The organism is Amycolatopsis sp. WAC 01416 (genome assembly GCF_003947485.1).
Taxonomy (GTDB): domain Bacteria; phylum Actinomycetota; class Actinomycetes; order Mycobacteriales; family Pseudonocardiaceae; genus Amycolatopsis.
Map to the genome: position 1 here is coordinate 535809 of NZ_QHHX01000003.1, position 12930 is coordinate 548738.

Annotated in this window: 16 protein-coding genes; 6 read left to right on the forward strand and 10 right to left on the reverse strand. The window is 68.9% G+C overall.

The window, feature by feature from the left end; translation table 11 throughout:
• Positions 1-39 precede the first annotated feature (39 nt).
• Positions 40-591, forward strand: a complete 552-nt coding sequence (locus DL990_RS12375; protein WP_125798728.1) for a TetR/AcrR family transcriptional regulator — start codon at positions 40-42, stop codon at positions 589-591.
• Positions 592-689: 98 nt separating this feature from the next.
• On the opposite strand, the gene DL990_RS12380 is transcribed toward DL990_RS12375, so the two are convergent.
• Positions 690-1382 (reverse strand): IclR family transcriptional regulator, encoded by a 693-nt coding sequence (locus tag DL990_RS12380; protein WP_125798729.1) that lies wholly within the window; start codon positions 1380-1382, stop codon positions 690-692.
• A gap of 228 nt (positions 1383-1610) precedes the next feature.
• Between DL990_RS12380 and DL990_RS12385 the strand changes: the two genes are divergently transcribed.
• Positions 1611-3008, forward strand: a complete 1398-nt coding sequence (locus DL990_RS12385) for a serine/threonine-protein kinase (protein ID WP_125798730.1) — start codon at positions 1611-1613, stop codon at positions 3006-3008.
• On the opposite strand, the gene DL990_RS12390 is transcribed toward DL990_RS12385, so the two are convergent.
• The 3 genes from DL990_RS12390 to DL990_RS12400 form a co-directional block, all read right to left on the reverse strand.
• Positions 2983-3840 (reverse strand): LLM class F420-dependent oxidoreductase, encoded by an 858-nt coding sequence (locus DL990_RS12390; RefSeq protein WP_125798731.1) that lies wholly within the window; start codon positions 3838-3840, stop codon positions 2983-2985. The two genes, DL990_RS12385 and DL990_RS12390, sit on opposite strands and share 26 nt — an antisense overlap.
• A 26-nt stretch (positions 3841-3866) precedes the next feature.
• A complete protein-coding gene (locus tag DL990_RS12395) occupies positions 3867-5057 on the reverse strand; it encodes a cytochrome P450 (protein WP_125798732.1) in 1191 nt (396 codons plus the stop codon).
• 144 nt (positions 5058-5201) lie between these two features.
• Entirely contained in the window at positions 5202-5726 is a 525-nt protein-coding gene (locus tag DL990_RS12400; RefSeq protein WP_125788310.1) for a GNAT family N-acetyltransferase, read from the reverse strand.
• Positions 5727-5804: 78 nt separating this feature from the next.
• Between DL990_RS12400 and DL990_RS12405 the strand changes: the two genes are divergently transcribed.
• The 3 genes from DL990_RS12405 (at position 5805) to DL990_RS12415 (ending at position 7656) form a co-directional block, all read left to right on the forward strand.
• Complete coding sequence (locus DL990_RS12405) at positions 5805-6173, forward strand: helix-turn-helix domain-containing protein (RefSeq protein ID WP_125788309.1); 369 nt, start codon at positions 5805-5807, stop codon at positions 6171-6173.
• An 82-nt stretch (positions 6174-6255) separates the two neighbouring features.
• A complete protein-coding gene (locus DL990_RS12410; RefSeq protein ID WP_125798733.1) occupies positions 6256-6852 on the forward strand; it encodes a TetR/AcrR family transcriptional regulator in 597 nt (198 codons plus the stop codon).
• A 33-nt stretch (positions 6853-6885) separates the two neighbouring features.
• Complete coding sequence (locus DL990_RS12415; RefSeq protein ID WP_125788307.1) at positions 6886-7656, forward strand: glucose 1-dehydrogenase; 771 nt, start codon at positions 6886-6888, stop codon at positions 7654-7656.
• 3 nt (positions 7657-7659) lie between these two features.
• On the opposite strand, the gene DL990_RS12420 is transcribed toward DL990_RS12415, so the two are convergent.
• Genes DL990_RS12420 through DL990_RS12445 form a run of 6 tightly spaced genes read right to left on the reverse strand, consistent with a single transcriptional unit; the run spans position 7660 to position 12270 of the window.
• Positions 7660-9450 (reverse strand): thiamine pyrophosphate-requiring protein, encoded by a 1791-nt coding sequence (locus DL990_RS12420; RefSeq protein ID WP_125798734.1) that lies wholly within the window; start codon positions 9448-9450, stop codon positions 7660-7662.
• Between the two features lie 29 nt (positions 9451-9479).
• Entirely contained in the window at positions 9480-9980 is a 501-nt protein-coding gene (locus DL990_RS12425) for a hypothetical protein (protein ID WP_125788305.1), read from the reverse strand.
• Between the two features lie 13 nt (positions 9981-9993).
• Positions 9994-11289, reverse strand: a complete 1296-nt coding sequence (locus tag DL990_RS12430; RefSeq protein WP_125788304.1) for an NAD(P)/FAD-dependent oxidoreductase — start codon at positions 11287-11289, stop codon at positions 9994-9996.
• 2 nt (positions 11290-11291) lie between these two features.
• On the reverse strand, positions 11292-11558 hold the full coding sequence (locus tag DL990_RS12435; protein ID WP_125798735.1) for a DUF4235 domain-containing protein: 267 nt from the start codon (positions 11556-11558) through the stop codon (positions 11292-11294).
• Entirely contained in the window at positions 11555-11860 is a 306-nt protein-coding gene (locus DL990_RS12440; protein WP_125788303.1) for a DUF3618 domain-containing protein, read from the reverse strand. Before DL990_RS12440 ends, DL990_RS12435 begins: the two co-directional genes overlap by 4 nt.
• Complete coding sequence (locus DL990_RS12445) at positions 11857-12270, reverse strand: phage holin family protein (protein WP_125798736.1); 414 nt, start codon at positions 12268-12270, stop codon at positions 11857-11859. Before DL990_RS12445 ends, DL990_RS12440 begins: the two co-directional genes overlap by 4 nt.
• A gap of 135 nt (positions 12271-12405) precedes the next feature.
• On the opposite strand from DL990_RS12445, the gene DL990_RS12450 reads away from it, so the two are divergent.
• On the forward strand, positions 12406-12867 hold the full coding sequence (locus tag DL990_RS12450; protein ID WP_125788301.1) for an SRPBCC family protein: 462 nt from the start codon (positions 12406-12408) through the stop codon (positions 12865-12867).
• The last annotated feature ends 63 nt before the right edge of the window (positions 12868-12930 follow it).

Sequence of the window (12930 nt, forward strand, 5' to 3'; positions counted from 1 at the left end):
TGGGGCGTTCGCGTGGCATCAAGGGCTGGGGGGTCCGCCATGATCATCAAACGTGCCTATCACCACGGGGATCTCCGACGTGCGCTCGTCCTCGCCGCACGGGAGCTCCTCGTCGAACGAGGTCCCGAGGGGGTGAGCCTGCGCGGCGCGGTCGCGAAGGTGGGCGCGTCCACCGCGGCGCCGTACCGGCATTTCCGCGACAAGGACGCGCTGCTGGTGGCGGTCGCGCTGGAAGGGCATGCCGAGTTGCAGGGTTGCCTGCGTGGCTGCGGCGCCGGGACGGTGACCTTGCTCGGGCATTCCTACCTCGGCTTCGCACTGGAGAATCCGGCGTTGTACCGCCTGATGGCCGGTGCCGGAATCGGGGACCGCGCCGCATATCCGGAACTGGCCGAGGCGCATCGGGCGACCTGCGCGGCGCTGGCCGACCGGGTCGGGGAGCGGCACGATCCGGGCGGGTTCGCCGTCACGCTCTGGTGCCTGCTGCACGGGCTGGCCACACTGGTGATCGACGGCCACGTCGAGCGCGGCTCCGCCGTCGCGGAAGCCGAACGCAGTCTGGCGCTGCTTCGCCCAGCCGGAAGTGCATGAAGGCCCTGAGCGTCCACCTGACACGACACTTTCGGCTTCCGAATCGGGCACTTCCGTGCCGGAAAGTGTCCCTTGTGGACAGTTGAGCCCGCCGCGGCTCACTGACCGTCCGTACCGCTCACGAGGTGAGCGAGCGCGGCGCTGAACGAGCGCGCGGTGCTCGCCAGTCCGGCGACCGCGGAAACCGGGTCGCGGTGGACGGGGACGACGGCGGCGAGGGCCGCGCCGACCCGGCCGTCCGGGGTTCTGATGCCGACGGCGGCGCAGCCGAGCCCCGCCGTGATGGTCTCCGACTCGGCGGCGTAGCCGGCCGCGCGGATCTCCAGCGCGTCGGTGTCCGGTTCGGCGAGCGCGGAGTGGTGAGCGGCGAGGAGCCGCCCGGCGGCGGTCCCGGGCGGCAGCGGGCTGCCCGGCGACACGGGCACCTCGTCGGCGGGCAGGACGGCCCCCGCCGCGACCAGCGCGCGGCCCTCTCTCGGGACCACGAGCACCAGGCTCGCGCGCATCCGCGCCGAAAGCGCCGGCAGCCACTCCTTGGCAAGGTCGCGGATTTCGGGCTGCCAGAACCGCCCGAGCCGGAACACCCGCGAACCGATCCGGTAGCCGCGGCCCGCCCGCTCGACCGCGCCGAGGTCGGCCAGCTGGTCGAGGAGCCGGTGCGCGGTGGTCTTCGGAAGCCCGGTGGCCCGCACGAGCTGGGTCAGCCCGGCTTGCCCGCCGCGCTCGTTGAGTGCTTCGAGCAACGCGAACGCGCCTTCGAGCACGCCGCGTCCGCCGATGGTTTCCCGCATCGCCGACCTTTCCCGAAAACAGGCCACACCGGAGAAGTAAGTGCGCCCACGGCAGGCCGGGATACGAACTTCCGGGCAGCCGTTGGGGCGGGGTTCCGCTGAACGGCCCAGCAGGCGACGTGACCGACACCGCCCCGGAAACCACCCTGCCGGGTCCTGCCTCCCGGCACGTTCCTGGCATGCTGGCAAGGTTCGCGCGAACATCACAGCTCCAGGGGGACGTCGACAATGGAGGAGATCCGCCGCCTCGCCGACCGGTTCGATCTCATCGAGCCCGTCGGCGGTGGCTCCATGGGCACCGTGTGGCGGGCGCGCGACGAGAACCTGGAACGCATTGTCGCGATCAAGGAACTCCTTCTGCCGCACGGTGCCGGTGAGCAGAAGGCGGACGAGGCCAAGAACCGCGCGCTGCGCGAGGCCAGGATCGCCGCGCGGCTGGTGCATCCGCACGCCATCACCGTCTTCGGCGTGATCGACGAGCAGGACCGCCCGTGGATCATCATGGAGTACCTGCCGTCGAGGAGTCTCGCGGACAAACTGCGTGACGGGCCGATGGAGGTCGACGACGTCATCCGCCTCGGCATCCAGCTGTGCTCGGCGCTGGCGGCCGCGCACCGCGCCGGCATCGTCCACCGCGACATCAAGCCCGGCAACGTCCTGCTCGGCGAGGACGAGACCGTCAAGATCACCGACTTCGGGATCTCACGGGCGATGGGCGACGTCCAGCTCACCGCGACCGGCGAGATCTCCGGCACGCCGGCGTTCCTGGCGCCCGAGGTGGCCCGCGGCGAGGACGCCACGTCCGCTTCCGACGTGTTCTCGCTCGGCGCGACGCTGTACACAGCGCTCGAAGGCGGGACGCCCTATGGCACGGCGGAAAACCCGATCGCGTTGCTGTACCGCGCGTCGAGCGGCGAGATCACCCCGCCGGTCAGGTCGGGGATCCTGACGCCACTGCTGAACCGTCTTCTCGACGTCCGGCCCGACAGCAGGCCGACGATGACCGAGACCGAACGAGAACTGCGGGCGTTGGCGGCGGGGGAGCCGACGACCCTCGTCGCCGAAGAGCCGCCACCGAAGGCGCGCAAGGGAATGCTGATCGGCGTGATCGCCGTGTTCCTCGTGCTCGCGGCGGCGGCTGCCGCGGCCGTGGTCGTGGTGCTCACCCGCGGTGACGACACTCCGTCGGGCACGGCGCCGCCGCAGGGTTCGCAGTCACAGGTCGTCACCCCGACGTCGTCGGAGCCGGTCGCGCCGCCGCCGTCTCCGGCGCCGTCCTCGACACCGCCCCCGTCCTCGTCGTCCTCGTCTGCGCCGCCCCCTGCACAGACGCCTGGGCAGGCGCTCGCGGCCTACTACGCGCTCATCCCGGGGAACCTCGAGGCCGGGTTCGCGACGTTGACCGACAACTTCAAGACGAACAGGAAACAGAGCTTCGAGCGGTACTCGAGCTACTGGAGGCAGTACAGCGCGGTGACCGTGTCGAACGTGACCGAATCCGGGAACACGGTGTCGGCGACGCTCACCTACGTCAAGGCCGGCGGCGGCACCACGACCGGGCGGGAGACCTTCGTCCTGGTCCAGCAGAACGGCCGATACCTCATCGACTCGCAGCGGACAGGCTGAGTTTCCCGGCGAGGCGCTGAAGCCAGGCTTCGACCTCGTCGGGGGAGCGGTCCGGGAGGCCGAAGATCGTCTCGGTGACCCCGGCCGCTTCCAGTTTGGCCAGGTTCTCCGGATCGGGACGGACGCCGAGTGCCGAGATCTCCGGTTCGCCGGCGCGGCCCGCTTCGTGCCAGATCTCGCGCAGCCGCCGTGCCTTGTCCTCGATGTCCGTGTCGCCGGGGGTGGTGAGCCAGCCGTCGGCCGACTTCGCGATCCAGTGGAACGTCTTCTCCGTCCCGCCCGCGCCGACGATCACCGGGATGTGTGCCTGAGCCGGTTTCGGCCACGCCCAGCTGGCGCCGAACGAAACGAACTCGCCCGCGTACGAGGCTTCGTCCTGTGTCCAGAGCGCGCGCATCGCTTCCACGTACTCGCGCAGAACCGTCCGCCGTTTGCCGCCCGGGACGCCGTGGTCGGCCAGCTCGTCGACGTTCCAGCCGAAGCCGACACCGAGGGTGACCCGCCCGCCCGAGAGGTGATCGAGGCTGGCGATCGTCTTGGCGAGCGTGATCGGATCGCTCTCGACCGGAAGGGCCACCGCTGTCGCGAGCCGGATCCGGGTGGTCACCGAGGCAGCCGTGGCCAGCGCGACCCACGGGTCCAGTGTGCGCAGGTAGCGGTCGTCGGGGAGCGACGAGTCGCCGGTGCGCGGATGCGGCGCTTCCCGTTTGACCGGGATGTGCGTGTGCTCGGGTACGTGGAAGGCGTCGAAGCCCGCGGCTTCCGCCGCCTGTGCGGCGGCCGCCGGGGTGATGCCCCGGTCGCTGGTGAACAGCACTATCCCGTGTCTCACAAGCGGCCACGTTATTAGAACGTGTTTCAGTTTGCAACCGTAGTCCGCAGCTTGACCGGCAGGGCGTTCAGTCGCCAGGTGCCCGGGTCCGGGATCCGCAGCGGGCCGCCGTGGAGCGCGAGATCGGGAAACCGGCGCAGCAGGGCGGCGAGCGCGACTTCCGTTTGGGCTCTGGCCAGTGAAGCGCCGAGGCAGAAATGCGGCCCGTGGGCGAACGCCAGATGCCAGGCCGGTCCCGCCGCGCGGCGGATGTCGAAGACGTCCGGATCGGGGAACGCTCGCGGATCCCGGTTCGCCGCGGCGACCGCGACGGTAACAGGTTCTCCTTCGGGAATCAGGACGTCGCCGATCCGCACGTCGGTGGTGGTGAACCGGGGGATCGTCAGCAACTGCGGGCTCTGCCAGCGCATCACTTCCTCGACGGCGCCGGGCATGAGCGCCGGATCGTCGCGGAGTTCGGCCAGTTGATCGGGGTGGGAGAGGAGGATCTCGACGGCGTTGGCGATGAGATTGCCGGGGACCTGACCGCCGAGGACGAGCTGCCAGACCAGGGCGACCAGTTCGGTTTCGCCGAGCCTGTCGCCGTCTTCGGCCTGGATCCGGAGCAGTTGCGAGACGACGTCGTCGGCGGGCTGGAGCTTCCGGTCCTCGATGGCGGCGAGGGCGCCCTCGACGATTCCCGGGACCGCCTTCGCGAGCCCTGCCCCGTCGCCCGCCGAGATCAGGGCGCCGTACTCGCGCCATCGCGGGCGGTCGGCGGCGGGGATGCCGACCAGTGCGCAGATCACGTCGACCGGCAGTGGGCGCGCGAAGGCGGTGACCAGGTCGATGTCGGTTTTGCCGTCGAGGCTGTCGAGGAGGTCGTCCACGAGTCGCTCGATTCCCGGGCGGAGCGCGGCGGCCTTGCGCGGCGTGAACGCGGGGGCGACCAGCCGTCGGAGCCGGAGGTGTTCCGGGCCCTCGACCTCCTGCATCGTCCGCAGGTAGGGACGGCAGTGGTCGGGGACGTCCATGCGCTGGTAGCTGTCCGGGCTCAAGGCGAAACGAGGGTCGCTCAGCATCTTCCGCGCCTCTTCGTGGCGCAGGACCGCCCACATCGCGAATTCCGGCGCGACCAGCTTGGCGACCGGGGAGCGCTCGCGGACCGGACCGTAGGCGGTGAACGGGTCGTGCAGGACCTCGGAGTCGGTCAGGAGGATCTCGGGAACGTCGGACAAGGCGGGCCTCCCAGTTCGAATGCTGACACCATCTGAATGATGACGGTATCTCGATTCGGGGGCGAGAGCAATCGCGCTGGGTGAGAGGAGGTTCGATGGCCCGGCTGAGCGGGGCCTCGGGTGAAGTGTCCCGCGTGGACGTTGTTAGACGATGTCCGTGTGGCGGATCCGGTACACCTGCAGGCGAAGCCCGTAGTACTTGTCGGTTTCCCCGACCCAGTTCATCCCGAGCCGTTTCGCGGTCGCGATGGCACGGGTGTTGTTCGGCCGCGCGACGGCGAAGAGTTCGTCCGTGTCCTGGGTGAACGCCCAGCCGATCAGGGCACGGGCCGCCTCGGAGGCGTACCCCTCGCCCCAGGCGTCCGGATGCAGCTGCCAGCTGATCTCCAGGTCCTCTTCGTACGGGGGCAGCAGGTGGATGCCCAGCCCGCCGACGACCGCGCCGTCCTCCTTGCGCCGCACCGCCCATCTTCCCCGCGGGGGCACGAGATTCGGCTGCGCCTGCTGCCAGGCCTGTAGCACCGAACGCATGGCCGCCGCGTCGGTCACCCGGTCCATCGCCGGGGTGAGCCACCGGGTCACGTCGGTGGTGCCGTAAATCGCCAGTGCGGCTTCGGCGTCGTCCTCGGACCAATCACGGACGACGAGCCTTTCGGTGGTCAAGTCCATGACAGAACGTTACGCGCACAGATGGGTTCATGGGGTGTCCGGATCATGACAAGTCGGCAACCCGCGTACCTTGGCTTCATGCGCGCCGACGCCACGACGACCCCCGAACAGGCCTGCCCGATCGCCCCGGTGGTCGACCTCGTCTTCAGTCGCTGGACCACGCCGATCCTGTGGGCGCTCAACGAATTCGGCAGGCAGCGGTTCGTCGAACTGGAGCGGCGGATCGGCTCGATCACGCCGAAGGTGCTGACGCAACGCCTGCGGCAACTGGAACGCGACGGCCTCCTCACCCGGACCTATCACGCCGAGGTGCCGCCCCGGGTCGAGTACGAGATCAGCGATCTGGGCAGGAGCCTCGCGCCGCTGTTCGCGACCCTCGCGGATTGGTCGACGGAGAACCTGCCGAAGGTGGAGAAGGCCCGGACGACTTACGACTCCGCTTCCTGAGCTTCCCCCCCCCGCAAGTAGGTGACTAGTTGCGAGGATCGCTTTCTTGACCGATCGGTCCAGATGTGGCTAAGCTCCCCTCATGTCCCGGGTGAAGGAATTCGACGTCGACGCGGCCTGCGACGCCGCGCTGGAATTGTTCTGGCGGCAGGGGTACGAGGTCACCTCGGTCAGCGACCTCGTCACCGAGCTCGGCATCGGCAAGGCGAGTCTCTACGCGACGTTCGGCACCAAGCACGAGCTGTACCTGACCGTCTTGAACCGCTACATCGCCAGGGGGAACGAGCGGTTCGTCGAGGACTTCGCCGGACCTGGGCCCGCGCTCGCCGGGGTGCGGCGGCTCATCGACCGCTATCTCGCCGAAATACTCGGGGAATCGGGACGCAAAGGCTGTTTCGTGGTCAACGCCGCCATGGAGATGATGCCGAGGGATCCCGAGGTCGCGAGGGTCGTCGAGCGCAGCTGGGACGCGCTCGAGCTGGCCTTGCGGATGGCGTTGAGCCGGGCCAAGGCACAAGGCGAGCTCGCCGCCGCCGCCGACCCCGAAGCGCTGGCCGGCTTCCTGCTCACCGTCCTGCAGGGGATGCGGGTGATGGGCAAGGGGCCGGATCCCGCGGCGCGGGCCCGTGCGGCGGCGGGGCAGGCCATCGCGGTTGTCGAAGCCGCTCGCAAGCACTGATACTAGAACGATCGGACCAGAAAGTTGGGTACTGTGGGTAGTGCAGGGAAGCGATTCAGCGGCAAGGTCGTCCTGGTCACCGGAGGAGGTTCCGGGATCGGCCGCGCCACGGCGACGGCTTTCGCGCGTGAAGGCGCTCAAGTCGTCGTTTCGGGCCGGGACGGCGAGAAGCTACGTCAGACGGTGAAGGAGATCGAGGTCGAGGGTGGCACCGCCGACGCGGTGACCGCGGACGTGGGTGTCGGTGCCGACGTCGAGCGTCTCGTCGCCGAAACCGTGCGGCGGCACGGCAAACTCGACATCGCGTTCAACAACGCCGGCGTCCTCGGCAGTCCCGCGCCGACGGCGGATCTCGACGAGGACGGCTTCGACGCGGTCGTGCGGACGAACCTCACGGGCACCTGGCTGTCCATGAAGCACGAGATCGCCCAGATGCGGGCGAACGGCGGCGGAGTCATTGTCAACATGGCGTCCAACATCGGCTCGCACCACCGCTTGCCGGGAATGGCCGCCTACGCGGCTTCGAAGGCCGCCGTGGACGTGCTGACCCGCACCGCCGCCCGCGACCACATCGCCGAGGGCATCCGGATCAACGCGGTCAGCCCCGGTGCCACCGACACCGGCATGTCGTTCCGGCCCGGCGAGACCGAGGCCGACCGCGCCGAACGGCTCGGCGCGGTCATCCCGATCGGCCGGATCGGCGCGGTCGAAGAGATCGCCGCGGCGGTCCTCTGGCTGGCCTCCGACGAGTCCGCGTACGTCGTGGGGCACGACATCGTCCTCGACGGCGGCGCGAGCGCCTGAGGGTCAGCGGCGCGAAGGCAGCAGTTCCTGCATCTTGGTCTTGATCCCCTGCGTCACCATGTGCCAGGCGTCGGGTTCGCCCTTGAGGACCGCTTCGGTCATCGACTTCATCTGCTCGATGGTGGCGTGCGGCGGGATCGGGGGCACCTCGGGATCGCAGCGGACGTCGAGCACGGTCGGCACATCGGTCGACAGCGCGACGTCCCACGCTTCGCCGAGCTCGCCGAGGTCGTCGACGGCGATCCCGCCGAGGCCGACCTCGAGAGCGAAGTCCGAATAGGACACTTCCGGCAGGCTCTGCGACGGCTCGAACTTCGGCGAGCCGCCCATGGCCCGCAGCTCCCATGTGACCTGGTTCAGGTCGCCGTTGTGGAACACGCAGATGACGCATCGCTGATCGGACCACAGTTCGCGGTACCGGGCGATGGTCAGCAGTTCCGCCATCCCGTTCATCTGCATCGCGCCGTCGCCGACCAAGGCGATCACCGGCCGGTCGGGATGGGCGAACTTCGCGCCGATCGCGTAGGGGACGCCGGATCCCATCGTCGCGAGGGTCCCGGAAAGCGTACCCCGCATCCGGCCGCGCATCCGGAGATTCCTGGCGTACCAGTTGGTTGCCGAACCGGAGTCGGCGGTGACGATGGCGTCTCCGGGGATCCGCTCGGACAGTTCGTGCACGATCCGCATCGGGTTGACCGGGTCCGCCTCCAGCATCGCCTGGCGGGTCACCGTCTCGTGCCAGTCGCCGACGTCCTTTTCGATCTTTTCCCGCCAGCCAAGGTCGGTTTTGCGCTCCAGCAACGGAATCAGCTGTTGCAGTGTGCCCTTCGCGTCGCCGAGCAGGTTGACCTCGGTCGGATAGCGCAGCCCGAGGAACCGGGGATCGATGTCGATCTGGACGGCGCGGGCCTGGCCGAATTCCGGCAGGAACTGCGCGTACGGCATATTCGAGCCGACGATCAGCAACGTGTCGCAATCCCGCATCATCTCGTACGTCGGCCGCGTGCCGAGCAGGCCGATCGAGCCGGTGACGTACGGCAGATCGTCGGGCAGGACATCCTTGCCCAGCAACGCTTTCGCCACTCCGGCGCCGGTGAGCTCGGCGACCTCGCGCAGTTCAGTGACGGCGTTACGCGCGCCCTGCCCGACCAGGATCGCGACCTTCTCACCCGCGTTCAGCACCTCCGCGGCGCGGGCGACCTCCTCCGAAGGCGGGATGACGCTGGCCCGCGGATGGTCGGGCGGGGAGGACGGCACGTGCTTGAACTCGTGCCGCGGCGGGCGGTAGGACTCCTCCTGCAGATCCGCCGGGATGATCAGCGCCGTGGGCGCGCGCTGCGCGATGGCCGTGCGGAGGGCCCGGTCGAGCGCGTTCGGCAGTTGTTCGGGGACGTTCACCTCGACGAGGTACTCACTCGCCACGTCCTTGAACAGTGCCTGGAGATCCACCTCCTGCTGGTAACTGCCGCCCATCGCGCTGCGCGCCGTCTGCCCGACGATCGCCACCACCGGCACGTGGTCGAGTTTGGCGTCGTAGAGACCGTTGAGCAGGTGGATCGCCCCCGGGCCGGACGTCGCCATGCAGACACCGGGCCGTCCGCTGAGTTTCGCGTACCCGACGGCCGCGAACGCCGCCATCTCTTCGTGGCGTGTCTGCACGAAGCGAGGGTTGTTCTTCGCCGCGCCGAACGCGCTCACCAGCCCGTTGATCCCGTCCCCGGGATAGGCGAAGACCTGCTCCACGTCCCATTCGCGCAGCCTGGTCAGAACATGGTCCGCAACGGTTTCGCTCATGGTCGCCGGATACCGCCGCCCTCCGGCGGCTAAACGTCCTCGAGGATCTTGGTGATCCCCGCGACGACATCCGGATGCCCGAGGGTCAGCGGCGGCGGCAGCCGGTTGTACGGTTCGCCGGTGCTGTGGGGGAGGACGTCCACCGCGGTCCCGGCGGAGCGCACCCGGTCGGCCAGTTCGGACGACCCGTCCGGTACCGGGTCGATCAGCAGGACGTGGGACGCGGCGCCCGGGTGTCGTTCGGCCAGCCGGAGCGCGTCTCCCGCCGCCTCGCCGGCGGCCACGACGTCGATCGGCGGGCCGCCGGGTTCCGCGTCACCGAGTACGTCTTCGGCCTGGCTGAGGGCGCCGTCGACCGGCAGCCGGCACCAGATCACCTGACGGTGGGCCGCGAGTGGCCGCCACGTCGCCGGGAGTTCGCCGTGTTTGGCCTCGCCCGCGGGGTCGAGGACCAGGAGCTTCGCCCCGCTGTCGCCGTCGATGACCACCGAGGGGCCTTCGGCGCGGGCGGAATCGGTTTCGGCGGTCATGGTCGTCTCTCCTCTAGCAGTTCGTGCGGGGGAGTTCGGGGGAATCCGTGTCCAGCGGCACCGAACCCGATCGTACGAGTCCTAATTGGACTGTCTGCCGCTTCGTCACCGCTTCGAGCGCCCAGTCGGTGGCGGTGCGCAGCCGGTTGCCCGGCATGGCCAGCAGATGGTAGCCGCGGGTGACCGCCTTGGCGGCGAATCCGGAAAGCGGGATGTGCAAGGGATTCGCCGCGGCCTGGCGGGCGCCGAGGTCGACGACGAATCCGAGATCGTGGTGCCGGTAGGTGCCGTGTGAACCGTGCCCGAGCGAAGCGGCCACGTTCCGCCCGGCGAGTTTGCCCTGCCGTTCGGCGTGCTGGGCCGTCATCGCCGTGTATTCGCCGGGCCTGGTCAGATCGGGGACGGCGGCCGCGTCTCCGCACGCGTACACGTCACGTCGTCCGGGGACGTTCAGCTGCGCTGTCACGACGAGCCTGCCCTTGGCCGTCTTCAGTCCCAGATCCTCGATCAGCGGATCCGGTCGGACCCCGACGCACCACACGAGGGTGTGCGTGGGCACGGATTCACCGGAGGTCAGCGTGACCCCGTTTTCGCCGGCGTTGTCGATCGAGGTCTTCATGAGCACCTCCACGTCGCGTTCCCGCAGCACCTCGTCGGCGGTGTCGCCGAGGCGCCGGTCGAGTTCCGGCAGGACACGTTCGGCCAGGTCCAGCAGCAGCCAGCGGATCTTCTGATCCTTCAGTTCGGGATGCCGGGCGGCGAGCGCGGCGGTGAACGCCGGCCCCTGCGCGGCGACCTCCGTGCCGGTGTAGCCGGCGCCGACCACGACGAACGTGCAGCGCGCGTCGCGTTCTGCCGGATCCTGCGCGGAAGCGGCGAGTTCTATCTGGCGGGTGATGTGGTCCCGCAAATAGAGGGCCTCGGGCAGACCACGGAAGCCGTGGGCGTACTCGGGCACACCGGGGATCGGCAGCAGCTTGTTGACGCTGCCCGCGGCGAGCACGAGGCGGTCGTAGCCGAGGGAGTGTTCGCGGTCCTCGGGGTCGACGTAACTCACGCTGCGGCCGTCGAAGTCGACGGATCTGGCGGTGCCGAGCACCAGCCGCACACCGCGCAGCGTGCCGGGGATGGACACCGAAATCCGCCTTGGCTCAAGGATTCCGGCGGCGACTTCGGGCAGGAGGGGGAGATAGAGGAAATAGTCGGTCGGGTTCAACACGACGATCTCCGTGTCGTCGCCGACCGATTTGAGGAGGGTTTTGGCCGCGTTGTAGCCGGCGAACCCGCCTCCGATGATCACCACGCGCATAGTCAGTCCTCCGTGGGCCAGTCGCCGGTCGCCTTGCGGTAGCCGACCGCGCCCGCCCGTTCGGTGGCGGCCTTGACCGCGCCGAAGATCGCGCCCTGCGCGGTGGCCGCGACGATCACCTGTGTCCAGGTGAAGTCGCGGTCCGTGGCGTCCGGCGCGTCTTCCTCACCGCTCACGCGTTTCCAGATCTGCTTGAACGCGATCCCGGCGAGTATCCCGCCCGCGGCGCTGACGACCATGTTCAGCGGCTTGTAGAGAACCTTGTTCACGACGAAGACCTCTTTCGCATGATCAGCCGGATCGTCACGAGCAGTGCGAGAACACCGGCGAAGATCGGCAGGGGATTCGCGCGGACGACTTCGGTGCCCTGACGGAACTTCTCCGCCGCGGGCTCGGAGACCTTCTCGGAGATCGCGGCGCTCGCCTCGTCGACCTTGGCGTCGAGGTTGTCGTTCACCCTCGATTTGACGTCCAGTTTCCGGCCGAGCGCGTCGAGCGTCTCGGTGAGCTCTTCGCGGGTCACGTCGCGATCCGCGCGGGCTTCTTCCGCGTTCTTGGGGAAATCGTTCATGAGCGCACTCCTTGCTTGACGGTGTCGACGTCCTCGCGGACACCCGCGATGGCCTCTTCCGGCACCGGCGGGGTTCCGCTGGTGATCTCCTTCTTGCCGATGAGGGCGGAAATGCCGCCGATCAGCAGCAGCGCCGCACCGGTCACCACGGCCGCCAGCCACGCGGGCATGACCATGGCGAGTGCCAGCACGACAGCGGCGATCAGGGTCGCGAGGCCGAAGAGCGCGAAAATGCCCGCGGCACCGAACAATCCGGCGCCGGCCCCCATTTTCTTCCCTTTGCTCTGCAACTCGAACACGGCGAGCCGCATTTCGTCGCGGACCAGGTGCTTGACCTCGTCGCTCAGGTCGGAAACCAGTTCGCCGACCGACTTTTCCCCGGACGGCTTCCGGTGGGTTTCTTCGATCATGGAGCACCTCCTCGGAGCGTTCTGCCCGGCGGGTACCCGGCGTCCCGCCCGGTCAATCACAGCGTGTTTCGCCCCGCTGAGCGCCGGGTAGCCGGGGAGTGCCGGCTCGAAAAGACCGAACCGACAGGAGGATGCATGAGCACGATCACCGAAATGGTGGACGTCCAAGTCCCGGTGAAGACCGCGTACAACCAGTGGACCCAGTTCGAGAGCTTCCCCCAGTTCATGGAAGGTGTCGAGGAGATCCGCCAGATCGACGCGACACACACCCACTGGGTGACCAAGTTCGGTGGGGTGAGCCGGGAATTCGACGCGACCATCACCGAACAACATCCCGACGAGCGCGTCGCGTGGACGTCGGACTCCGGTCCCGACCACGCGGGCGTCATCACCTTCCATCGCCTTGACGACAACAAAACCCGTGTCACGGCGCAGATGGAGATCGACCCGGAGGGCTTCGCCGAGAACGTCGCCGACAAACTCGGTGTGCTCGACCGCCGGGTCAAGGGCGACATGAAGCGGTTCAAGGAGTTCATCGAGAGCCGCGGCCGCGAGTCCGGCGCGTGGCGCGGTGACGTGGACCGCCCAGGCAGCTGATCATCACCCGGGACCTCCCCTGGAAGACGGCGTTTTCCCGGGGGAGGTCCCGGGTATCTCAAG

Bases quoted from the DNA above. Each gene is read 5' to 3' on its own strand.
- DL990_RS12375 (WP_125798728.1), top strand. From the start codon at position 40: ATGATCATCAAACGTGCCTATCACCACGGGGATCTCCGACGTGCGCTC.
- DL990_RS12380 (WP_125798729.1), bottom strand. From the start codon at position 1,382: ATGCGGGAAACCATCGGCGGACGCGGCGTGCTCGAAGGCGCGTTCGCG.
- DL990_RS12385 (WP_125798730.1), top strand. From the start codon at position 1,611: ATGGAGGAGATCCGCCGCCTCGCCGACCGGTTCGATCTCATCGAGCCC.
- DL990_RS12400 (WP_125788310.1), bottom strand. From the start codon at position 5,726: ATGGACTTGACCACCGAAAGGCTCGTCGTCCGTGATTGGTCCGAGGAC.
- DL990_RS12405 (WP_125788309.1), top strand. From the start codon at position 5,805: ATGCGCGCCGACGCCACGACGACCCCCGAACAGGCCTGCCCGATCGCC.
- DL990_RS12410 (WP_125798733.1), top strand. From the start codon at position 6,256: ATGTCCCGGGTGAAGGAATTCGACGTCGACGCGGCCTGCGACGCCGCG.
- DL990_RS12420 (WP_125798734.1), bottom strand. From the start codon at position 9,450: ATGAGCGAAACCGTTGCGGACCATGTTCTGACCAGGCTGCGCGAATGG.
- DL990_RS12425 (WP_125788305.1), bottom strand. From the start codon at position 9,980: ATGACCGCCGAAACCGATTCCGCCCGCGCCGAAGGCCCCTCGGTGGTC.
- DL990_RS12430 (WP_125788304.1), bottom strand. From the start codon at position 11,289: ATGCGCGTGGTGATCATCGGAGGCGGGTTCGCCGGCTACAACGCGGCC.
- DL990_RS12440 (WP_125788303.1), bottom strand. From the start codon at position 11,860: ATGAACGATTTCCCCAAGAACGCGGAAGAAGCCCGCGCGGATCGCGAC.
- DL990_RS12445 (WP_125798736.1), bottom strand. From the start codon at position 12,270: ATGATCGAAGAAACCCACCGGAAGCCGTCCGGGGAAAAGTCGGTCGGC.
- DL990_RS12450 (WP_125788301.1), top strand. From the start codon at position 12,406: ATGAGCACGATCACCGAAATGGTGGACGTCCAAGTCCCGGTGAAGACC.